This is a genomic window from Micromonospora sp. NPDC047762 (genome assembly GCF_043204655.1).
In the GTDB taxonomy this organism is placed as follows: Bacteria; Actinomycetota; Actinomycetes; order Mycobacteriales; family Micromonosporaceae; genus Micromonospora.
Genome location: NZ_JBIDCQ010000005.1, coordinates 447,622 through 469,012, shown reverse-complemented (window position 1 = coordinate 469,012; position 21,391 = coordinate 447,622). Strand labels below are relative to the sequence as shown.

Annotated in this window: 20 protein-coding genes; 17 read left to right on the top strand and 3 right to left on the bottom strand. The window is 70.8% G+C overall.

Features of this window, described 5'->3' with window-relative positions; genetic code table 11:
• The first annotated feature begins 168 nt into the window (after positions 1–168).
• The 14 genes from ACGF3C_RS19255 to ACGF3C_RS19190 all read left to right on the top strand — a co-directional run bounded on the left by ACGF3C_RS19255 (position 169) and on the right by ACGF3C_RS19190 (position 14,852).
• Positions 169–1,353, top strand: a complete 1,185-nt coding sequence (locus tag ACGF3C_RS19255) for a spermidine/putrescine ABC transporter substrate-binding protein (RefSeq protein ID WP_355005590.1) — start codon at positions 169–171, stop codon at positions 1,351–1,353.
• Entirely contained in the window at positions 1,353–2,510 is a 1,158-nt protein-coding gene (locus tag ACGF3C_RS19250) for an ABC transporter ATP-binding protein (protein ID WP_393223591.1), read from the top strand. Before ACGF3C_RS19255 ends, ACGF3C_RS19250 begins: the two co-directional genes overlap by 1 nt.
• Positions 2,507–3,415 (top strand): ABC transporter permease, encoded by a 909-nt coding sequence (locus ACGF3C_RS19245; RefSeq protein WP_393223588.1) that lies wholly within the window; start codon positions 2,507–2,509, stop codon positions 3,413–3,415. Before ACGF3C_RS19250 ends, ACGF3C_RS19245 begins: the two co-directional genes overlap by 4 nt.
• The gene (locus ACGF3C_RS19240; protein WP_357205713.1) at positions 3,412–4,248 is read left to right on the top strand and encodes an ABC transporter permease; all 837 of its coding nucleotides are present in this window, start codon (positions 3,412–3,414) and stop codon (positions 4,246–4,248) included. Before ACGF3C_RS19245 ends, ACGF3C_RS19240 begins: the two co-directional genes overlap by 4 nt.
• A 40-nt stretch (positions 4,249–4,288) precedes the next feature.
• Entirely contained in the window at positions 4,289–5,755 is a 1,467-nt protein-coding gene (locus tag ACGF3C_RS19235; protein WP_393223583.1) for an NAD(P)/FAD-dependent oxidoreductase, read from the top strand.
• Entirely contained in the window at positions 5,755–6,936 is a 1,182-nt protein-coding gene (locus ACGF3C_RS19230) for a saccharopine dehydrogenase C-terminal domain-containing protein (RefSeq protein WP_393223580.1), read from the top strand. The genes ACGF3C_RS19235 and ACGF3C_RS19230 overlap by 1 nt, the downstream gene beginning before the upstream one ends.
• Before the next feature lie 269 nt (positions 6,937–7,205).
• On the top strand, positions 7,206–7,973 hold the full coding sequence (locus ACGF3C_RS19225; protein WP_393223645.1) for a G5 domain-containing protein: 768 nt from the start codon (positions 7,206–7,208) through the stop codon (positions 7,971–7,973).
• Between the two features lie 234 nt (positions 7,974–8,207).
• On the top strand, positions 8,208–9,059 hold the full coding sequence (locus ACGF3C_RS19220; protein ID WP_393223577.1) for a DUF559 domain-containing protein: 852 nt from the start codon (positions 8,208–8,210) through the stop codon (positions 9,057–9,059).
• A 425-nt stretch (positions 9,060–9,484) separates the two neighbouring features.
• Positions 9,485–10,150 (top strand): response regulator transcription factor, encoded by a 666-nt coding sequence (locus tag ACGF3C_RS19215; protein WP_091394074.1) that lies wholly within the window; start codon positions 9,485–9,487, stop codon positions 10,148–10,150.
• Positions 10,147–11,211: a sensor histidine kinase gene (locus ACGF3C_RS19210; protein WP_393223574.1), complete on the top strand. Its 1,065-nt coding sequence runs from the start codon at positions 10,147–10,149 to the stop codon at positions 11,209–11,211. The genes ACGF3C_RS19215 and ACGF3C_RS19210 overlap by 4 nt, the downstream gene beginning before the upstream one ends.
• Positions 11,212–11,284: 73 nt before the next feature.
• Positions 11,285–12,319 (top strand): threonine/serine dehydratase, encoded by a 1,035-nt coding sequence (locus ACGF3C_RS19205; protein ID WP_393223571.1) that lies wholly within the window; start codon positions 11,285–11,287, stop codon positions 12,317–12,319.
• Positions 12,316–13,446, top strand: coding sequence for a D-alanine--D-alanine ligase family protein (locus ACGF3C_RS19200; RefSeq protein WP_357226965.1), 1,131 nt, complete (start codon positions 12,316–12,318; stop codon positions 13,444–13,446). The genes ACGF3C_RS19205 and ACGF3C_RS19200 overlap by 4 nt, the downstream gene beginning before the upstream one ends.
• Positions 13,443–14,120: a M15 family metallopeptidase gene (locus ACGF3C_RS19195; protein ID WP_393223568.1), complete on the top strand. Its 678-nt coding sequence runs from the start codon at positions 13,443–13,445 to the stop codon at positions 14,118–14,120. The genes ACGF3C_RS19200 and ACGF3C_RS19195 overlap by 4 nt, the downstream gene beginning before the upstream one ends.
• A 57-nt stretch (positions 14,121–14,177) precedes the next feature.
• Positions 14,178–14,852: a hypothetical protein gene (locus tag ACGF3C_RS19190; RefSeq protein WP_357232569.1), complete on the top strand. Its 675-nt coding sequence runs from the start codon at positions 14,178–14,180 to the stop codon at positions 14,850–14,852.
• Positions 14,853–14,951: 99 nt separating this feature from the next.
• Here ACGF3C_RS19190 and gabT read toward each other — a convergent pair whose 3' ends face one another.
• Positions 14,952–16,259 (bottom strand): 4-aminobutyrate--2-oxoglutarate transaminase, encoded by a 1,308-nt coding sequence (gabT, locus tag ACGF3C_RS19185; RefSeq protein ID WP_393223565.1) that lies wholly within the window; start codon positions 16,257–16,259, stop codon positions 14,952–14,954.
• A 27-nt stretch (positions 16,260–16,286) separates the two neighbouring features.
• Positions 16,287–17,723, bottom strand: coding sequence for a gamma-aminobutyraldehyde dehydrogenase (locus ACGF3C_RS19180; RefSeq protein ID WP_393223561.1), 1,437 nt, complete (start codon positions 17,721–17,723; stop codon positions 16,287–16,289).
• Positions 17,724–17,865: 142 nt separating this feature from the next.
• Here ACGF3C_RS19180 and ACGF3C_RS19175 point away from each other — a divergent pair, with 142 nt between their 5' ends.
• On the top strand, positions 17,866–19,305 hold the full coding sequence (locus tag ACGF3C_RS19175; protein ID WP_393223558.1) for an aldehyde dehydrogenase family protein: 1,440 nt from the start codon (positions 17,866–17,868) through the stop codon (positions 19,303–19,305).
• Here the strand turns inward: ACGF3C_RS19175 and ACGF3C_RS19170 are convergent.
• Entirely contained in the window at positions 19,302–20,549 is a 1,248-nt protein-coding gene (locus ACGF3C_RS19170; RefSeq protein ID WP_393223555.1) for an SUKH-3 domain-containing protein, read from the bottom strand. The two genes, ACGF3C_RS19175 and ACGF3C_RS19170, sit on opposite strands and share 4 nt — an antisense overlap.
• Before the next feature lie 3 nt (positions 20,550–20,552).
• On the opposite strand from ACGF3C_RS19170, the gene ACGF3C_RS19165 reads away from it, so the two are divergent.
• Both ACGF3C_RS19165 and ACGF3C_RS19160 read left to right on the top strand, forming a co-directional pair.
• Positions 20,553–21,050, top strand: a complete 498-nt coding sequence (locus tag ACGF3C_RS19165) for a YbaB/EbfC family nucleoid-associated protein (protein WP_357235146.1) — start codon at positions 20,553–20,555, stop codon at positions 21,048–21,050.
• The gene (locus tag ACGF3C_RS19160) at positions 21,047–21,379 is read left to right on the top strand and encodes a hypothetical protein (RefSeq protein ID WP_355005572.1); all 333 of its coding nucleotides are present in this window, start codon (positions 21,047–21,049) and stop codon (positions 21,377–21,379) included. Before ACGF3C_RS19165 ends, ACGF3C_RS19160 begins: the two co-directional genes overlap by 4 nt.
• Positions 21,380–21,391: the final 12 nt, after the last annotated feature.

Sequence of the window (21,391 nt, the reverse complement as noted above, 5' to 3'; positions counted from 1 at the left end):
CGTAGTCTGGCGTATTTCGTCGTGCATCGCTATTCCCGCAACGGAATCCCTTGTAAGAGAGGTCACCTCATGTCAGGATCAGTCGTCCATGGCACTTGACCCTCCCGACATTCCCGCCGGCGTGCCTCCCCCGTCCCGCCCGCCGACGATGACCCCCTAGGAGTCGTCATGCGTACTCCCCTCCGGCCCCTCTCCCGGCGTGGACTGCTCACCGGCACTCTCGGTTCGGCCGCCCTGCTCACCATGGGCGGCAGCCTCGCGGGCTGCGGCACCAAGGGCGCGCAGCAGACCGAAGCTGGTTGCGTCAGCGAGGACCTCTCCGGCACCGAGAAGAAACTCGCCTTCGCCAACTGGCCGCAGTACATGGACGTTGACGACGCTGACGAGTCCAAGCGGCCGAGCCTCGACGAGTTCATCACGAAGACCGGCATCCAGGTGACCTACACCGAGGACATCAACGACAACAACGAGTTCTTCGGCAAGGTGCAGAACCAACTTGCCGCCTGTCAGAGCACCGACCGCGACATCATCGTGCTGACCGACTGGATGGCGGCCCGGATGATCCGGCTCGGCTGGATCCAGAAGCTGGACCCGGCGAAAATCCCGAACGTGCAGGCCAACCTGCTTCCGTCGCTGCTCAACCGCCCCTTCGACACCGAGAACCGGATCTCCATCCCGTGGCAGTCGGGCCTGGCGGGCCTGGCGTACAACGGCAACGTCACGAAGGAACTGCGGACCGTCGACGAACTGCTCACCCGCCCCGACCTCAAGGGCAAGGTGACCGCGCTCAGCGAGATGCGCGACACCATGGGCCTGCTGCTCGGGTCGAACGGGCACGACCCGGCCAACTTCACCGCCGCCCAGTTCGACGACGCCCTCAACAAGCTCAAGAAGGCAGTCGACTCCGGGCAGATCCGCAAGTTCACCGGCAACGACTACGCGCCCGACCTGGCCAAGGGCGACATCGCCGCGTGCATCGGCTGGTCCGGCGACGTCATCCAACTGTCCGGTGAGGACGAGAAGGTGCGGTTCGTCGCGCCGGACTCGGGCGTGATGCTCTACAGCGACAACATGATGGTCCCCAACAAGGCCACCCACAAGGGCAACGCCGAAGCGCTGATCAACTACTACTACGAGCCGGCGGTCGCGGCGAAGCTCGCCGCGTACGTCAACTACATCTGCCCGGTGAAGGGCGCTCAGGCCGAGATGGAGAAGATCGATCCTGAGCTGGCAGCCAACCCGCTGATCTTCCCGGACGAGGCGCTGCTGTCGAAGTCCAAGGTGTTCATGGCCCTGGACGAGAAGCAGGAGAAGGAGTACGAGGGCAAGTTCCAACAGGTCATCGGGGCGTGATGAGGATGGCGCGCGAGACTCCCGCCGGCGATCTGCGCCTGGCCGACCTCACCAAACGGTTCGGCGTCTTCACCGCTGTCGACGACCTGAGCCTGACCATCGAGCAGGGCTCGTTCTTCGCGCTGCTCGGCGCGTCCGGCTGTGGCAAGACCACCACGTTGCGGATGATCGCCGGCCTGGAGGAGCCGACCAGCGGCCAGGTGCTGCTCGGTGACACCGACATCGCCCGGCTGCGTCCGTACAAGCGGCCGGTGAACACCGTCTTCCAGAGCTACGCGCTCTTTCCGCACCTCACCATCTTCGAGAACGTGGCCTTCGGGCTGCGCCGACGCGGCATCCGCTCGGTCGACGACGAGGTCTCCCGGATGCTGTCGCTGGTGCAGCTCGACGGCTATGGCAACCGCCGCCCCGCCCAGCTCTCCGGGGGTCAGCAGCAGCGGGTCGCGCTCGCCCGCGCGCTGATCAACCGGCCGCAGGTGCTGCTGCTCGACGAGCCGCTGGGCGCACTCGACCTGAAGCTGCGCCGACAGATGCAGATCGAGCTGAAGCGCATCCAGACCGAGGTCGGCATCACCTTCGTGCACGTCACCCACGACCAGGAGGAGGCCATGACCATGGCCGACACCGTCGCGGTGATGAACGCCGGCCGGATCGAACAGTTGGGTGCCCCGGCCGACATCTACGAGTTTCCCGCCACCGCCTTCGTGGCGAACTTCCTCGGCCAGTCCAATCTGCTCGCCGGCGAGGCCACCGGCGTCGGCGGCGGCGACGTCGCGGTGACGGCGCACGGCACGCGCTTCTCCGTGCCCGCCGGCCGCGCACGGGCCGAGAGCGGCCCGGTCCACCTGGGGGTACGCCCGGAGAAGCTGATTCTGGTCGGCTCCGCCGACCAGGTACCCGCCGGGCATCAGCACGTCACCGGAGTGGTCACCGACGCCTCCTACGTGGGAGTCAGCACGCAGTACCTGCTGCGTACCGGCTGGGGCACCGAGTTGTCGGTCTTCGCCGCCAACAGCGGAACGTCGACGACTGTGGCGGTCGGCAGCGAGGCCGTGGCGTACTGGGATCCGCGGCACGCGTTCCTGCTGCCCCGCGACGCCGCCGACACCGACCGGACGTCACCGGTGCTGGACGAGCCGGTGGGTGTGTCGTCGTGACCCTGCTGGCCCCCACCGGATCGGGGCACCCGCCGCCCGCGCCACCGGCAGCCCGGTCCGGGCGACGCCGACTCCTGCCGTACCTCCTGTTGTTGCCGGGTGCGGCCTGGCTGCTCATCTTCTTCGGTGTGCCGCTCGTGCAGTTGGCGGCGGCCAGCCTGTACGACCCCAGCGGCTCGCTCTCCACCGGGTACGCGATGACCTGGGCGGTCGGCAACTACCCGGACGTGCTCCAGGCGTACTGGCCGCAGTTCCTGCGCTCGTTCGGCTACGCCGGGCTGGCCCTGGTGCTGGCGTTGCTGCTGGGCTACCCACTGGCGTACGCCATCGCGCAGAAGGCTGGCCGCTGGAAGAACCTGCTGCTGGTGTGCGTCGTCGCGCCGATATTCACCAGCTTCCTGGTCCGCACGCTGGCCTGGAAGACGATTCTGTCGGACAACGGCGCGCTCGTCGGTCTGCTGCGCGACGTGCACCTGCTCGCCCCGGACGGTCGGCTGCTGGCCACCCCGTTCGCTGTGGTGCTCGGCCTGACGTACAACTTCCTGCCGTTCCTGGTGCTGCCGCTGTACGCGAGCCTGGAGCGGCTTGACCCGCGGTTGCTGGAGGCGGCCACCGACCTGTACGCGAGCCCGGTGCAGGCGTTCCGTCGGGTGACACTGCCGCTGTCCATGCCCGGTCTGGTCGCCGGCACGCTGCTGTTCTTCATCCCGGCCAGCGGCGACTACATCAACGCCGAGCTGCTCGGCACCCCGAACGAATACATGATCGGCAACGTCATCGACTCGGCGTTCCTGGTCCGACTGGACTACCCGCAGGGCGCCGCGCTGTCGTTCCTGCTGATGGCGGCGATCCTCGCGGTGGTCTTCGGCTACCTCCGTCGAGCCGGCACGGAGGAGGTCCTGTGAGGGTTTCCCGTTGGCTCGCGGACCGCTGGGTGATGATCGTGGCGTTGCTGGTGCTCGGCTACCTGGCGCTGCCGATCCTGGTGGTGGCCGGGCTGTCGTTCAACCGGCCGTCGAGCCGGCTCTCGTACGACTTCAACGAGTTCACTCTGGACAACTGGCGGCAGCCGTGCGCCACCTCGGACATGTGCGACGCGGTCGTCCGCAGCGTGCAGATCGGCTTCATCGCCACTGTGGTCGCCACAGTGCTCGGCACCCTGATGGCGTTCGCGCTGGTCCGGCACCGCTTCCGGGGCCGATCCGGGATCAACGTGCTGATCTTCCTGCCGATGGCCACCCCGGAACTGGTGATGGGCACGTCGCTGCTGGCCCTGTTCGTGTCGGCGGGCGTACCGCAGGGTTTCTGGACCATCGTGATCGCGCATGTGATGTTCTGCGTGTCGTTCGTGGTGGTCACCGTGAAGGCGCGGCTCGCCGGGATGGACCGGCGGCTGGAGGAGGCCGCCATGGACCTCTACGCCAACGAGTGGCAGACCTTCCGGCGGATCACCCTGCCGCTGGTGCTGCCCGGCATCGTGGCCGCCGCGTTGCTGGCCTTCTCACTCAGCTTCGACGACTTCATCATCACGAACTTCAACGCCGGCACCACCGTCACGTTCCCGATGTACGTCTGGGGGGCTGCCCAGCGTGGCATCCCACCGCAGGTCAACGTGATCGGCACGGCGATGTTCGCGGTCGCGTTGCTGCTCGTGGGGCTCAGCTCGCTGCGCGGTCGACGGGCCCGCCGCGCCGCGCTGCTGTCCGGGCCGTCAGGTCACCCGCGTCGGTCGTCATGACCCGCCCCGATGCTCCGGACCACCCGGCGGGCGCGCGGTCATGACGCTCCCACATACCGGCCGGGCGTTGGCCGACGCGGCACCCGTGCCGTACTGGCTCGACCGCCCGGACCGCCCCGACCCGCTACCGCCGCTGAGCGGTCGGCACTCCGCCGACCTGCTGGTGATCGGCGGCGGTTACAGCGGACTGTGGGCCGCGCTGTTGGCGAAACAGGCTGACCCGGACCGGGACGTGCTGCTCGTCGACGCCGGGACCTGCGGCTGGGCGGCCTCCGGGCGCAACGGCGGTTTCTGCGCCGCCTCTTTGACCCACGGCCTCGCCAACGGTGTCGAGCGGTTCCCCGACGAGGTCGGCGAGTTGGAACGCCTCGGCCGGGACAATCTGGACGCCATCGCCGCCACCGTCGCGAAGTTCGACATCGACTGCGACTTCGAGCGCACCGGTGAGCTGGCCGTCGCCGTCGAGCCGTACCAACTCGACGGGCTGGCCGCCGACGCGGACCTGGCCCGCCGGTACGGCCACCGGGTGCGGTTGCTCGACCGGGACGAGGTGCGCGCCGAGGTGCACTCACCGACGTACCTGGGTGGGATGTTCGACGCCGACCGGGTGGCCATGGTGGACCCGGCGAAGCTGGCCTGGGGGCTGCGCCGCGCCTGCCTCGACCTCGGCGTACGCGTGCACGAGCACACCCGGGTCACCGGACTGCGCGCCGACGGTGCGGCCCTGCACGCCAGCACCCTGGGCACCGGTCCCGCCGCCCACCCGGCCGACAGTGGCCGGGCCGATACCTCTGCCGCCGGTCTGCCCGGCTCGATCCGGGCGCGTCGGGTCGTGCTGGCCACCAACGCGTTCCCGCCGTTGCTACGCCGGCTGCGGGCGTACCTGGTGCCGGTCTACGACCACGTGCTGATGACCGAGCCGCTCACCCCCGCCCAGCGCGACGCCATCGGGTGGCGCAACCGGCAGGGGCTCGCCGACACCGCCAACCAGTTCCACTACTACCGGATCACCACCGACGGACGGATCCTCTTCGGCGGCTACGACGCCGTGTACCACTACGGCAACCGGGTCGCGCCCGAGTTGGAACAACGACAGGCCACCTTCACCACCCTCGCCCGCCACTTCTTCACCACGTTCCCGCAGCTCGCCGACGTGCGGTTCAGCCACCGCTGGGGCGGAGTCATCGACACCTGCACCCGGTTCTGCCCGTTCTTCGGCACCGCCTACGGCGGTCGGCTGGCGTACGCGGCCGGCTACACCGGCCTCGGCGTCGGGGCCACCCGCTTCGGGGCCCGGGTGCTGCTCGACCTGCTCGACGGCGGGAACACCCCGCTGACCCGGCTCGACCTGGTTCGCCGCAAGCCACTGCCGTTCCCACCGGAACCCGTCCGCGCGGTCGGCATCAATCTCACCCGCTGGTCACTGGCCCGCGCCGACGCGCGCGAGGGTCGGCGCGACCTCTGGCTCCGTACTCTCAATCGTTTCGGTTTGGGGTTTGATTCCTGATGCGTGTCCTCCTCGTCGGCGCCGGTGGCGTCGGCTCCGCCGCCGTAGCCATCGCCGCCCGACGGACCTTCTTCGAGACCATCGTGGTGGCCGACCACGACCCCGTTCGGGCCCAACGGTCGGTCGCCGGGCACGGTGACCGATTCGTCGCCGCCCAGGTGGACGCCTCCTCGGCCGACGCGGTCACCGCACTGTGCCGGGAACACCGGATCACGCACGTGCTGAACGCCGTCGACCCGCGGTTCGTCATGCCGATCTTCGACGGCGCGTTCGCGGCCGGCGCGGACTACCTGGACATGGCGATGTCGCTGTCACACGTCGAGACCGGCGTGAAGCTCGGCGACGAACAGTTCGCGCTGGCCGACACCTGGTCGGCGGCCGGTCGGCTGGCGCTGTGCGGCATCGGGGTCGAGCCCGGCCTCTCCGACGTCTTCGCCCGTTACGCCGCCGATGAACTGTTCAGCGAGATCGACGAGATCGGTGTCCGGGACGGGGCGAACCTGACAGTCGACGGGTACGACTTCGCGCCCTCGTTCTCCATCTGGACAACGATCGAGGAGTGCCTCAACCCGCCGGTCATCTGGGAGAAAGACCGGGGCTGGTTCACCACCGAACCGTTCTCCGAGCCGGAGGTCTTCCACTTCCCCGAGGGGATCGGGCCGGTCGAGTGCGTCAACGTCGAGCACGAGGAGGTGCTGCTCATCCCGCGCTGGGTCAAGGCCCGGCGGGTCACCTTCAAGTACGGCCTGGGCGACGAGTTCATCGAGGTGCTCAAGACGCTGCACAAGCTCGGTCTGGACGCCGTCTCCCCGGTGCGGGTACGCGGCGTCGAGGTCTCCCCGCGTGACGTGGTCGCCGCGAGCCTGCCCGACCCGGCCACGCTCGGTGCCCGGATGCGCGGCAAGACCTGCGCCGGCACCTGGGTACGCGGCCTCGGCCCGGACGGGCAACCCCGCGAGGTCTACCTGTACCACGTGGTCGACAACGAGTGGTCGATGCGGGAGTACGGGCACCAGGCGGTGGTCTGGCAGACCGCCGTCAACCCGGTCGTCGCCTTGGAGTTGCTCGCCAGCGGCGCGTGGGCCGGCGTGGGCGTGCTCGGACCGGAGGCGTTGCCCCCGATGCCCTTCCTCGACCTGCTGAACGATTACGGCTCACCGTGGGCGATGGAGGAACGGTGAGCTCATCCCGCTGACGGCATCGCGACAGTTCCGTCGCCGTGGTTCGATCTCCGACCGCTGTCGACGCGGTGCGTGGGGATCTGCGGCTTTTGTTGGTGCTGATACCCGCACGATCGGCCCTGCCCTGCCAGCCTGGAGGTTGCCGCACCTGCCGACTCGTCGCCCGCCAACGTGCCCACCGATCTTTCCCGCGAAGCGAAAGGCGCAGGTGACGAACACGACGGGGGATATTGCACGCTGTGTTTGCGACGACACTCATCGCCGTGACGATGCAACCACCACAGCACCCGGGGCCGCCGTACCCGCCGTCGTTCGGCCAGACGCCCCGACCGAACTGGTTCCGCCGGGCCACTCCCGCCAGCCGGGTCGCCGTGATCCTCGGCTCGGTCACGCTGTCGATCCTGCTGCTCTGCTGCACCGGCACCGCCATCGTCGGCGCGTTGACCGGCGAGCCGGAGCCGACCAGGACCGGCACCGCCGCCGAGCAACCACAACAGCCGATCCTGGCCGCGCCCGGCGAGCCGACCGAGGAGGCCCCGGCCCAGGAGGAGTCGCCGATCGCCGCGCCCTCCACAGTGCCCTCGTCGGTGCCTGCCACGGCGCCCTCGTCGGCGGCGGCCGTGCCGGTGGTGCAGGTGACGACCGTGACGGAGAAGGCCACCATCCGGTACGGCGAGCGGACCGTCAAGGACTCGTCACTGGCCGAGGGCAAGCGGGTCGTCCGAACCAAGGGCGTGAACGGCGTCCGGAACATGACCTACGAGGTGACCACCACCGACGGCGTGCGGACGGCCAAGAAAATGGTCAAATCCGCAGTGACGAAGCAGCCGGTGACCCAGGTCGTGGCCGTCGGCACCAAGAAGCCGCAGTCGTCGAAGTGCGACCCGAACTACAGCGGCTGCGTCCCGATCGCCAGCGACGTCGACTGCGCGGGTGGCAGTGGCAACGGCCCCGCCTACGTCAGAGGGCCGATCAGGGTCATCGGCGACGACATCTACGACCTGGACCGAGACGGCGACGGCATAGCCTGCGACTAGTCCTGGCCCCCTCGAGACCCTGACCCGGCGTCGATCATGGAGTTGTGGTGGGCGAAGACTGCTGTTTTGCGGCTTATACCCGGCACCACAACTCCATGATCGACCCAGGCGGTGGAACTTGGCCTTAGCACGACTCCGGGGTAGTTCGGGGATTGTGCACAGGGCTGGCAGTTATCCACAGGGAGTTGGGTCGAAGGCGAGAATCGGCGACCGGGTGCCGCAGATTGCTGCGGCATGGCAGAGCAGTCGTATCGATACTCGGAGTTGCTCGCGGCCGGCCTCAGCCGGGAACAAGTGCGCAGGCTGACTGAGCAGTCCCGCCTGCACCGAATGTCGCGGAGTGTCTACGCGCCATCGGCCAATCAGGCTGGGCGTTTGCAGGCAATCTTCCGGCGGTTGCCTGCTACAGCCGTAGTCGGCTTTCAAACTGGCGCGCAACTGCATGGCTTCGGTGACGCGCGAAGTCCGGACGTGCATGTGATCGTGCCCGCGGGAGAAATCATCCCGCGTATACGCGGCCTGGTTGCCCACGAGGCAGTGCTGCCGGTGCGTGATCCGGTGCTGCTGGCCGGAGTGCCCTGTGCGTCCGCAGCCAGGTGCGCGGTGGACCTGGCCCGGTCGTTGCGTCGGATGGAAGCGATGCCGCTGCTGGATCTTTGTCTCCGTGTGGCCGCGTGCCAACCCGAGGAACTTCGGATCGAGGTCGCTCGGCACGACCGGTTGCGTGGGGTCCGTCAGGCGCGCGATCTCGTGCCACGCGCTGATCCTCGGGCAGAGTGTCGGCAGGAGAGCCAGCTGCGCCTGGTGCTCATGGATGGCGGCCTGCCACCGCCCGAGCCGCAGATCTGGGTCCCGGACAGCAACGGGATACCGCTCTACCGCCTCGATCTCGGGTATCGGCGACAACGCGTCGGTGTCGAGTACGACGGATCGTCCCATCTGGATCGTGTCCGCCTCCGGCGCGATCGGGCTCGAATGAACTGGCTCGCTGCCAACGGCTGGCAAATGCGCCACTTCACGGACCAGGACCTCTACCGCCGCCCCGCCCACATCGTCCAAACCTTGATCCCCCTCCTCCACCCCTAACCCCACCCCCACCGGCCCCCCCAACCCCAACCCCCAACCCCCACCCCTCGACGACGTCGATCATGGAGTTGTGGTGCCCCGCAAAAGGTGCGGAACGGGATCCAAAGCCCACCACAACTCCATGATCGACGCGGGCTGGCGGAGCGAGGGCGAGGGCGACGGGCGAGCTCGGGGCGAGCGAGGGGTCTTGTGGGTTGGCTGCTCTTTGGTTGTGACTCGGGCCACTCTTGGTCGCTGAGCGCTGGGGCCTTCGGGGACGGACGACTCAGATGACGTGAGACGGGGACGAAGGGGGCGGGGGCTGGGTTGCGATGGTTTGCCCGCTGGACAGCCGCGTGGAGGATGGCTGCGGCGGGTGCTTACAGAACCCTTAACCCGGGCCTGCGACGGTATGCCGGGCAAGCCGAACTGGGGGAGCGGGAAACGTGCGGGTGCTGGTGGCGGACGACGAGCGGTTGTTGGCGGACACGGTGGCCGAAGGGCTGCGCCGCCTCTCAATGGCCGTGGACGTCTGCTACGACGGTGACGGTGCGCTGGAGCGGGTCGGGGTGAACCGGTACGACGTGGCGGTGCTGGACCGGGACATGCCCGGACACACCGGCGACGAGGTGTGCCGCAGCATCGCCGACTCACAGGTTGGCACCCGGGTGCTGCTGCTCACCGCGGCGGCCGGCATCCGGGACCGGGTGGAGGGCCTCGGCCTCGGCGCGGACGACTACCTGACCAAGCCGTTCGCCTTCGCCGAGTTGGTGGCCCGGGTGCAGGCCCTCGGGCGACGGTCGACGCCGGCGCTGCCACCGGTGCTCGCCCAGGACGGTCTGGCCCTGGACGTGGGTCGGCACCTGGCCACCCGGGACGGTCGCCCGCTCGCGTTGAGCCCCAAGGAGTTCGCGGTGCTGCACGTGCTGCTGCGCGCGGACGGCCAGGTGGTCAGCGCCGAGGAGTTGCTGGAGCAGGCCTGGGACGAGTTCGCCGACCCGTTCACCAACGCCGTACGGGTCACCGTGATGACCCTGCGCAAGAAGCTCGGCGATCCCGCGATCATCCACACCGTTCCGAAGGCCGGCTACCGCATCGGCGGCACGGCGTGAGTTGGACGCCCCGACGTCGGGTGCTGCTGGTGGGGCTGTTGGCGCTGCTGGCCGGCCCGGTACTGCCGGCGATGGGCAAGTGGCTGTCGCAGGTGACCTGGAACTGGGGGCAGCAGTTCTGTGACCTGCCCGTGCCGGGGATGTCGGCGGTGTGTCGCAACGTACGGCCGGGGGCGTTCATGCTGCCCCTGGTGGCCGTTCTGCTCGTGACCCTCGCCGTCCTGGTGGGGCTCTGGTTCGCCGCGGCGTGGTGCCTGCGCCCGGTCGCTGACCTGGCCGGGCCGATCGGGCAGCTCGGCCCGCAGAACCTTGGTCACCGGATCCGGCCCCGGGGCGGCGACGAGTTGGCCCGGCTGTCGAGGGCGATCGACGAGATGATGGAACGCGTCTCCGCCGGGTACGAGGGGCAGCGGCGGTTCGCCGCGAACGCCTCGCACGAGCTGCGTACGCCCCTCGCCGTGCAGCGGACGCTCATCGAGGTCGGTATGGCCAGGGCGCTGACCGGCGAGCAGTTGGAGCTGCTGACCAGTCAGCTGCTGGAGACCAACGAGCGCAACGAACGACTGATCGAGGGCCTGCTCGCGCTCAGCGAGAGCGACCAGGGTCTCCGTTCCCGCATACCGCAGCGGTTGGACGCGATCGTCGAGGCGGTGCTGGCCGGTTACCTAAACCGGGCCCGGGAGGCCGGCGTCACAGTGGAGACCCATCTCGTACCCCGGGTGGTCGTCGGCGAGCGGGTGCTGCTGGAACGACTGGTCACCAACCTGGTGGAGAACGGGATCAAGTACAACCGGCCGGGCGGCTCGCTGACCGTCGTGGTGGGCGGCGTGCCCGCGCTGTCAGTGGTCAACACCGGCCAGCCGGTGCCGGCCGAGGCGGTCGCCGGTCTGTTCGAGCCGTTCCGCCGACTCGCCCGGGACCGGACCTCGCAGGGCGGTGGGGCCGGGCTGGGCCTGGCCATCGCCCGTTCGATCACCCAGGCCCACGACGGCATCATCGCGGCCCGGCCCGCCGAGTACGGCGGTCTGCGGGTCGACGTCCAGCTACCCACCTTGAACTGACACTTCCACCCACAGTCACCGGGGTCCACGTACCGCTGGACCCTGCCTGTGGCGTGCCCGAGAAGGAGAGACGATGACAGGCACAGTTGGTCAGGTCCGGGCCGATGTCGAGGAGGCCAGCCGCTGGCTGGCCGGCCTCGTGGTCCGCACCCCAGTGCTGCGCTCCCCGGTGATCGACGAGCTTGCCGGGGCACGGGTGCTGCTCAAGGCGGAGAACCTCCAGCACGGTGGCTCGTACAAGATGCGGGGTGCGCTGCGCGCGGTCGGCCGCCTCGCGGTGGCCGGCCACACCGGGGTGATCGCGCAGAGCACCGGCAACCACGCGGTGGCGGTGGCGTTGGCGGCCCGGCAGCACGGGCTCGCGGCGACAGTGGTGCTGCCGGTCGACGCCGCGTCGACGAAGGTCGACCGGGCGCGCGCGGCGGGGGCGCGGGTGGTGTTCGCCGGCACCAGCGTCGAGGAGCGGGTGGCGGTGGCCAACGGGCTCAGCGACGAGAGCGGTCACCCCGTCGTCGACGCGTACGACCACCCGGACGTGATCGCCGGGCAGGGCACCGCGAGCCTGGAGCTGATCGAGGACGCCGAGCGCGCGGGGACGCCGTTGGACGCGTTGGTCGTACCGGTGGGTGGTGGTGGCGGGGTGGCCGGCGCCTGCCTGGCCGCCGCCGGCTCCGGCATCGAGGTGTACGGCGTGGAGCCGGTGGGTTGCGATTCGCTCGCCCGCAGCCTGGAGGCAGGTGTACGCGTGCCGGTAGCGCCGGCGGCCACCATCGCGGACGGTCTGCGGCCGTCCTGCGTGGGGGAGCTGCCGTTCGCCATCGTGCGGGACACGCTGCGTGGGGTCGTCCGGGTCGACGACGCCGAGATCGCGGCGGCGTTCCGGCTGATCCTGACGGAGCTCAAGGTGCTCGCCGAGCCCTCCGGGGCGGCGGGCCTGGCCGGCGCCCTCCGGCTTCCACCGGCCGGCGGAAGCCGAAGGGCGTCGGACAGCGACCGGCAGCGGACAGTCGGCGTGGTGCTGACCGGCGGGAACGTGGAGGCGGCGCTGGTGGCCCGGTTGATGGCCCCGCGATCGGCCGACCTGGCTGAGGAAGGGGCGGCGGCGTGAGCGCGCCAGTGCGGATCGGAATCCTGTTCGGTGGGCCGTCGGCGGAGCACGAGGTCTCCTGTGCCTCCGCGCTCGGGGTGGCCCGGGCGCTCGCCGGTGGCGGCTACCGCACTGTGGCCATCGGTGTCACCCGCAGCGGCGGCTTCCGGCTGATGCCCGACGCGCTGCTGGCCGAGTTGCGCGACCGACCGGCCGGCGAGCGGGCCATCGACGACCAGTTGGTGGTGACCGGGCCGGCCGTCGAGTTGCGGGCCGGTCCGCGTGCGGGTGTCGTGCAGGTGTCCGCCGGTAACGCCCCTGGCGCGGTGCACGCCGAGCTGGACGTGGTCTTCCCGGTGCTGCACGGCCCGTACGGCGAGGACGGCGTGGTGCAGGGGCTGCTGGAGTCACTGAACGTGCCGTACGTCGGGTGCGGCATCCTCGCCTCGGCGGTCGGTATGAACAAGGTGGCGATGAAGCGGGCGCTGCGCGCCGAGGGCATCCCCGTCACCCCGTACGTGTCGTTCGACGCGCACACCTACCGGGAGGTCGACGACCCGGAGAAGTTGGTGACCGGGCTGAGCCGGCCGCTGTTCGTCAAGCCGGCCAGCATGGGCTCGTCGATCGGCATCTCCCGCGTCGACGAGGGTGACGACCTGGCCGCCGCCGTGGAGGAGGCGCTTCGCCACGACCAACTCGTCATTGTGGAGCAGGGGGTCGTCGGCCGGGAGTTGGAGTGCGCGGTGCTCGGTGGCTGGCGTCCCGAGGCGTCGGCGGTGGGCGAGGTGCAGGTCAGCGGCGGCTGGTTCGACTACCAGCAGAAGTATTTCGGCGACGCCGACCCGATGATCGTCCCCGCCGTGCTGCCGGACGAGGTGACCGAACGGGTCCGCGAGTTGTCGCTGCGCGCGTTCGCAGCGATCGGCGGTTGGGGTCTGGCCCGGGTCGACTTCTTCTACGACGAGACGGCCGGCGAGCTGTACGTCAACGAGCTGAACACGATGCCCGGCTTCACCGCGCACTCGATGTACCCGAAGGTGTGGGCCGCCGTCGGGGTCGGCTACCGGGAGGTGGTGGACCGACTCGTCGAGCTGGCCCGGGTCCGCCATGCGGAACGGTCGGCGGGCACGGCGGGGAGCATCCGATGATCCTGCTCTCCGACCCCCGGGTGGCGGCGGTGCCCAGCGCCGACGACGGCGAGGAGTTCGTTGACCTGCGTGAGCTGCCGGAGTTGCGGCTCGACGGCCGGGCGGCCGACCCGGCCGGGGCGTACGCCCGGTTGCGCGCCGGTGTCGTGGACCGCCTGCTTGCCGCGCAGCGGGCCCTGCCCGGTGGGCTGCGGCTGCTGGTGGTCGAGGGCTACCGGCCGTACCAGGCGCAACTGGCCATCTTCACCGGTTACCGCGACGAGCTGCGCCGACGGCACCCGGACTGGTCGCCGCAGTGGCTGCACCGGGAGACCACGAAGTTCGTGTCGCCGGTCGAGGTGGCCCCGCACAGCACGGGCGGCGCGGTGGACCTGACGCTCTGCACCGACGACGGTGTGGAGCTGGATTTGGGCACTGCCATCGACGCCACACCGGAGGACAGCGCCGACGCCTGCTTCACGGACGCGCCGACGATCGGGGGCGCCGCCCGCCGGCACCGGCAGATCATGGTGGACGCCCTCGGCGGCGCGGGGATGGTCAACTACCCGACCGAGTGGTGGCACTGGTCGTACGGCGACCGTTACTGGGCGCTGATAACCAGGGCCCCGAGCACCCGGTACGGCCCGGTGGACCTGGTCGCCGCGCGATCGATACCCGTGCCGGCTGAACGGTAGGACGCTCCGGTCCGTACCGGTGGGTGAAGAACACCACCGAGGACGGGAGTGACGGCGATGAGGGTGCAGCGCAGGCACGTGCTGGCAGCGAGTGTGGCGGTGCTCGCCGCGGTGGGCGTGTCGGTGGGGACCAGCTTCGGGTTCGCCGACACGGCCCCGGCACGGTCGTCGGTCTGCTCCGGTTCGGTCACCTTCTCCGCGGAGGGCGGGGCGCCGGCGGCGACCAGCGACCGGTTCCCGGTGGGCACCCGGCTGCGGGTGACCAACCTGGACAACAACCGGGCGGCCACTGTGACGGTGACCGGCCCGTCGGGCAGTTGTGTGCTGCTCAACTCCGCTGCCATGGAGCTGGTCCGGGAGCCCGGCAAGAATGTGATCCGCCGCAACGTGGTGGAACGCGTCGACGGCGCGGCCCCGCCCGCCGGCGCTCCGGCCCCCGGCACGGTCCGTCCCGGCGTCGCGTCTCCCGGCGTGCCCGGCCCGGCGCCCCAGTCGGTGTGCTCCGGGGCGATCACCTTCTTCGAGGAGGCGGCCGGTCCGGCGGCGACCAGTGGGCAGTTCCCGGTGGGCACCCGGCTGCGGGTGACCAACCTGGACAACAACCGGGCGACGACTGTGACGGTCACCGGCCCGTCGGGCAGCTGCGTCCTGCTCAACTCCGCCGCCATGGAGCAGATCCGCGAGCCGGGCAAGAACCTGGTGCGCCGCAACACCGTCGAGGTGCTTCGCTGACATCGCGCGACGGGCCCGGCACACCGGGCCCGTCGCCGGACGGACCTGGCACACCGGGCCCGTCGCCGGAGGGGCCCGTGCACCGGGCCCCTCCGCCACTCACCCGAAGGCGGCGTCGAGGAGGTCCGCGCCTCGGGTGAGGTGCCCGTCGGAGATCACCAGCGGGGGCAGGAAGCGCAGCACGTTGCCGTACGTGCCGCAGGTCAGTGTGAGCAGGCCGGCGGCGTGACAGGCCGCCGAGATCGCCGCCGTGGCGGCCGGGTCGGGGGTGAGGGTGCCCGGCAGCACCAGCTCCACGGCGAGCATCGCGCCCCGGCCGCGTACCTCGGCGACCCGGGGATCCCGCTCGGCGATGGCCCGCAGCCGGGGGACCAGCACCGATTCGATCCGTCGGGCCGCACCGGCCAGGTCCAGCTCGCGCATTGTCTCGATGGTGGCCAGCGCGGCGGCGCAGGCGATCGGGTTGCCGCCGTACGTGCCGCCGAGCCCACCGACGTGCACCGCGTCCATCAGCTCGGCCCGACCGGTCAGCGCGGCCAGCGGCAGACCACCGGCGATGCCCTTGGCCAGGGTCACCAGGTCGGGTTCGACGCCCTCGTGCTGACAGGCGAACCAGTCACCGGTACGGCAGAAACCGGTCTGGATCTCGTCGGCGACGAAGACCACCCCGGCCGCCGTCGCCCACGCGCGCAGCGCGGGCAGGAAACCCGGCGCGGGTACGACGAAGCCACCCTCGCCCTGGATCGGCTCGATGAGCAGCGCGGCGACGTTCTCCGCGCCGACCTGCTTCTCGATCATCTCGATCCCCCGGGCCGCCGCCTCCACGCCGGAGAGCCCACCATCACGCAGCGGGTACGACATCGGCACCCGGTAGATCTCCCCGGCGAACGGCCCGAACCGGTGCTTGTACGGCATGTTCTTCGCGGTCAACGCCATGGTCAGGTTGGTCCGGCCGTGGTACGCGTGGTCGAACACCACGACCGCCGGCCGCCCGGTGGCATGCCGGGCGACCTTGACGGCGTTCTCCACCGCCTCCGCACCGGAGTTGAACAACGCCGAGCGCTTCGCGAACCCGCCGGGCGTCACCGCGTTGAGCTGCTCGCACACCGCCACGTACGACTCGTACGGCGCGACCATGAAGCAGGTGTGGGTGAACCGCTCCACCTGCGCCCGGACCGCCTCGACCACCCTCGGAGCCGAGTTGCCCACGCTGGTCACGGCGATGCCGGCGGCGAAGTCGATCCACTCCCGGCCGTCCACGTCGGTGATCGTCCCGCCGGACGCACTGTCCACATAGGACGTGATCACGCTGCCGACACCTCGGGCCACGGCGTCGCCGCGCCGCTTGTGCAGCTCCTCGGACGTCGGCGCGGCACCGCCTTTCGGTAGCGGCTGGGGGGCTCGCAAGACCGGCTCACTCCTCGCGCTCACCGGTCAGCCCTCGATGTTGTGCATGACGTGCTTGATCCGGGTGTAGTCCTCCAGGCTGTAGACCGAGAGGTCCTTGCCGTGCCCGGAGTGCTTGAAGCCACCGTGCGGCATCTCGGAGACGAACGGGATGTGCGTGTTGACCCAGACGCAGCCGAAATCGAGTCGACGGGTCATCCGCATGGCCCGGCCGTGGTCGCGCGTCCAGACCGACGCGGACAGGCCGTAGTCGACGCCGTTGGCCCAGCGCACCGCCTCGTCCTCGTCGGAGAAGCGCTGCACGGTGATGACCGGCCCGAACACCTCGTCCTGGATGATCTCGTCGGCCTGACGCAGCCCGGAGACCACTGTCGGCGCGTAGAAGTAGCCGCGTTCGCCCTGCCGGGACCCGCCGGTCTGGATCGCCGCGTGGTCCGGCAGGCGGTCCACGAAACCGCTGACCCGGGTGAGCTGGTTGGCGTTGTTCAGGGGCCCGTAGAGCACGTCGGCGTCGTCCGGTGCGCCGGTCTTCGTGTTGCGGGCCTGCTCGGCGAGCGCCGCCACGAAGTCGTCGTGGACGCCGGGGCCGGCCAGCACCCGGGTGGCCGCTGTGCAGTCCTGCCCGGCGTTGAAGTAGCCGCCCATCGCGATGGCCTCGGCGGCCGCGGCCACGTCCGCGTCGTCGAAGATCACCACCGGGGCCTTTCCGCCCAACTCCAGGTGGGTGCGCTTCAGGTCGGGGGCCGCCGCGGCGGCCACCTCCATGCCCGCGCGGGTCGAGCCGGTGATCGACACCAGCTGCGGGGTCGGGTGCGACACGAGGGTACGACCGGTGTCCCGGTCGCCGCAGACCACGTTGAACACGCCCGGTGGGAAGAACTCGGCGGCGATCTCGGCGAGCAGCAGTGTCGACACCGGGGTGGTGTCCGACGGCTTGAGTACCACTGTGTTGCCGGCGGCGAGCGCGGGGGCGATCTTCCAGACCGCCATCATCAGCGGGTAGTTCCAGGGGGTGACCTGCGCGCAGACGCCGATCGGCTCACGCCGCACGTAGGAGGTGTGCCCGGCCAGGTACTCCCCGGCGGACCGCCCCTCCAACATCCGGGCGGCACCGGCGAAGAACCGGAACTGGTCCACCGCCGGGGGAAGCTCCTCATCGGCGGTGAGCTGGCGGGGCTTGCCGGTGTTGCGCACCTCGGCGTCGACCAGCTCGGCGGCGCGCGCCTCCACGGCGTCGGCGAGCTTGAGCAGTGCCCGCTGCCGCTCGGCCGGGGTGACCTCCCGCCAGCTCTCGAAGGCGGTGGCGGCGGCGTTCATCGCCGCGTCCACGTCGGCGGCGCCGGAGACCGGGGCCTGGGCGAACACCTCACCCGTGCAGGGGTCGACCAGGTCGGCGTAACCGCCATCGGACGGGTCGACGTAGGAGCCGTTGACGAAGTTGCGCAGCTGCTGCTGGTCACTCATGAGGGATCACTCCGAGGGGGCCGGGGGCGCGATTCTGCGGCGGTTATCGCAATCTCCCTGCCATCTTCGCTACTGAATTCGCGGCAGACAAGGGTTATCGCGACTGTTTCCGTCGGCTGGTCGCTCGGCTACTCTGCTCCGCGTGGAGCCCGTACCCATCTTCGTCGCCTCCCGCCCCGCCACCGGCGAGGGTGAGTTGACCGTCCACCACCCGTACGACGGCCGCCCGGTGGGGCGTACCACAGTCGCCACGCCCGAACAGGTCGACGCCGCCGTCGCCGCGGCGGCCGGTGTGGCCGCGCAGGCCGCGGCCCTGCCCGCGCACGCCCGCGCGGCGGCCCTCGACCACGTGTCCCGGCGGCTCGCCGAGCGCGCGGGCGAGATCGCCGCCCTGATCACCGCGGAGAACGGCAAGCCGCTCAAGTGGGCCCGCGCCGAGGTCGGGCGTGCGGTGTCGACCTTCCGGTGGGCTGCCGAGGAGGCCCGCCGCTTCTCCGGCGAGTTGCAACGACTCGACACCGACCCGGCCGCCGAGGGGCGGATCGCCCTGGTCCGCAGGGTGCCGCGCGGGCCGGTGCTGGGCATCACGCCGTTCAACTTCCCGCTCAACCTCGTCGCCCACAAGGTGGCGCCGGCCATCGCCGTCGGGGCGCCGATCATCGTCAAGCCCGCGCCCGCGACGCCCCTGACCGCGCTGCTGCTCGGCGAGCTGCTGGCCGAGACCGACCTCCCGGCCGGGATGTTCTCGGTGCTGCCGCTGCCCAACGACCGCGCCGCCGAACTGGTCACCGAACCCCGGCTACCCGTGGTGTCGTTCACCGGCTCCGGGCCGGTCGGCGCGGCCATCCGCCGCGCCGCGCCGCAGAAGCACGTGACGCTGGAGTTGGGCGGCAACGCCGCCGCGGTGCTCTGCGCGGACTGGACCGCCGACGAGGACCTGGACTTCGCCGCGCAGCGCATCGCGACGTTCGCCAACTACCAGGCCGGCCAGTCGTGCATCGCCGTCCAGCGGGTGTACGTGCACCACGCCCTGCACGCCGACTTCCTGCCCCGACTGGTGGCGGCCGTGCGAGGGCTGCGGACCGGAGACCCCGCGTCCGAGCTGACCGACGTCGGGCCGATGGTGTCCGAGGACGCGGCCCGCCGGGTCGAGACGTGGGTGGCCGAGGCGGTCGCCGCCGGCGGCACCGTCGAGGTGGGCGGCCTCCGCGACAGCGCGACCTACCCCCCGACCGTGCTCACCGGCGTGCCGGCGAACGCCAAGGTCGTGGCCGAGGAGGTGTTCGGGCCGGTGCTGGTGGTCACCCCGGTCGCCGACGACCAGGCCGCGTTCACAGCTGTCAACGACTCGGCGTACGGCTTGCAGGCCGGCGTCTTCACGCGACGCCTGGACGTGGCCTTCGCCGCCGCCCGCGCGCTGGAGGTGGGCGGAGTGATCATCGGTGACGTGCCGTCGTACCGCGCCGACCAGATGCCCTACGGCGGAGTGAAGGGCAGCGGCGTCGGCCGGGAAGGGCTGCGCAGCGCGATGGACGACTACACCGAGGCCCGGGTCATGGTGCTGACCGGCCTCACGCTCTAACTCGGGTCGGCCGGCCAGGTGCCGTCGTCGCGCACCCGGGCGGGTGCGCGGCCGAGCAGCAGGGTGGTAAGCGCGGCGTCGATGGTGTCGCCGAGGAACCACTCGCCGGCCTGGTCGAGCGCGAAGACCCGGCCGCGCTCGTCCACCGCCAGGATGCTGTCCTGCTGCTCGGTGCCGATCGGAAAGAGGCGTACGCCCAGCACCGCGCCGAAGTCCGCGAGGCTGTCGGCGGTGTGCGCGATGGCGTGCGGGCGGATGTCGAAACGGGAGACCCACACCTGCTCGCCCCGGCCGCGTCGCGCACCGACCAGGCTGGGGAACGCGGTGAGCGCCTCCACCGCGGCGGGAAAGACCTCGTGCCGATGGTTGCGCCCCGGCACCGACGTGACGTCCCGTACGGCGGCGGCGGCCATGATCTGATCCCCGATGTGTGGCTGCCAACCGGCCGCGACCAGCGCGTTCGCGACCTCCACCGGGAACCGCCCAGGATCGGGGTCGGGTGCCTCCGGCGCGTTCCAGGTCTCGGTCCAGGCGCGAGCCGACTCCGGGAGGACGTTCGCCCGGACCAGGAAGGAGATGCACGAGTCGCAGGGCCGTTCGGCGGGCCCGCCAGTGGGGTCGCCCGGCTCACGGACCCGGAAGATCTCGAAGCGGGCCCCCTCCAGCAGCGCCGCTGCCTCGGCCCGCCCCATCGGCGCGATGCCCTCGGCGGCGCGGCGGTGGTCGTACTCGTGCAGGACGTCGGAGACCACGATCAGCTCGGCGTGCGCCGCCCCGCCGCGAACCAACTCACCGGGCGGCAGCTGGTCGAGATAGTCGCGGACCAGCGGGTGATGGTTGAGTGGCACGTCGGCCTTCGTGCCCTGGGCCGTCCAGATCCGTCCGTCGATGGTCAGGTGCGCGGCGGTGTTCGGGGTGGCACCCCGATGGATCTCCCGGACCAGCAGGGTCGACGGGTCGAGAGTGCGGGGGGCGGTCGGCTCGGGGGGCCGGCTACGCCGGTACAGCTCCGCCACCACAGCGCTCGGCACCCGGGGCCAGGTGGTGACAGTGCCGGTCTGCTTGTCGATGACTGTCGTCGGCAGGTCACCCGGCACCGTGGGCACCTCGGTGGGCACGACGGACGTGATGACCCACCCCAGGTCGAACTCGTCGACCATCGCAGTGCACTCGTGACCGAGACGCTGCGAGTCACGGCGGGCCCAGGTGGCCGCGAGCTGCTCGGCCTGTCGACGGTCGATCACGCTATGAAACTACCGGACTACACGGATCGATGGCGGCCGGTATTGTCTCGTTCTACCGACGGTGACGGGAGGGCGGCGGTGGGGGAACAGGCGGACCGGAGCGTCAATCGCGAGCTACGGGCCCGATTTGACGACGTTTATGGGCAATACCAGCAGCTCAGATCCGGTTTGGACACCCTCCAGACGCGACTCGCCGCGCTGCGGGTGACCCGCCGTTCGACCGACGGGCAGGTGACGGCGACAGTTGGCGCGCAGGGCCAGGTGATCGAGGTCGAGCTGACGCCGGCCATCTACCGGGACCGCGACGCCGACGCGCTCGGCCGAAAGGTCACCGAGACGATCCGGGCCGCCGCGACCGCCGCCGCCGACGCCACCCGCGACCTCGTCGCCGAGAGCATGCCGGCCGGCTCCGGGGCGACGGACTTCCTCAAGACCGGCGATTACGCCACTCTGCTCGGTCGGGCCGACGCCGTCCTCGGCACAGGTGAGGCGAAGCCATGACCGACGGGCAGCTCTGGCTTGATCCGTCCCGGGCCCGCCGGGGCGGTGCCGACCTGGCGCTCGCCGGCGAGGCGGTGACGGCCCGTCGTGCGGCGGAGGGGGGCGCGATCGAGGCCGCCAGCGGTGCCCGGCCCTGGGGTCGAGACGACATTGGCGCCGCCTTCGAGCGCAACTACCGCGGGTTCGAGCAGACCGTGCTGCGGGCCTGGGCCGGCGTCGGGCACCGGCTCACCGAGCTGGGCAGCGACGTGGTCGAGGCGGTCGATGCGAGCGTGCAGACCGACGGAGCCAACGCCGCCCGGGTCGGCCGGGCCGCCGACCGGCGCTGACGGCCGACGAGC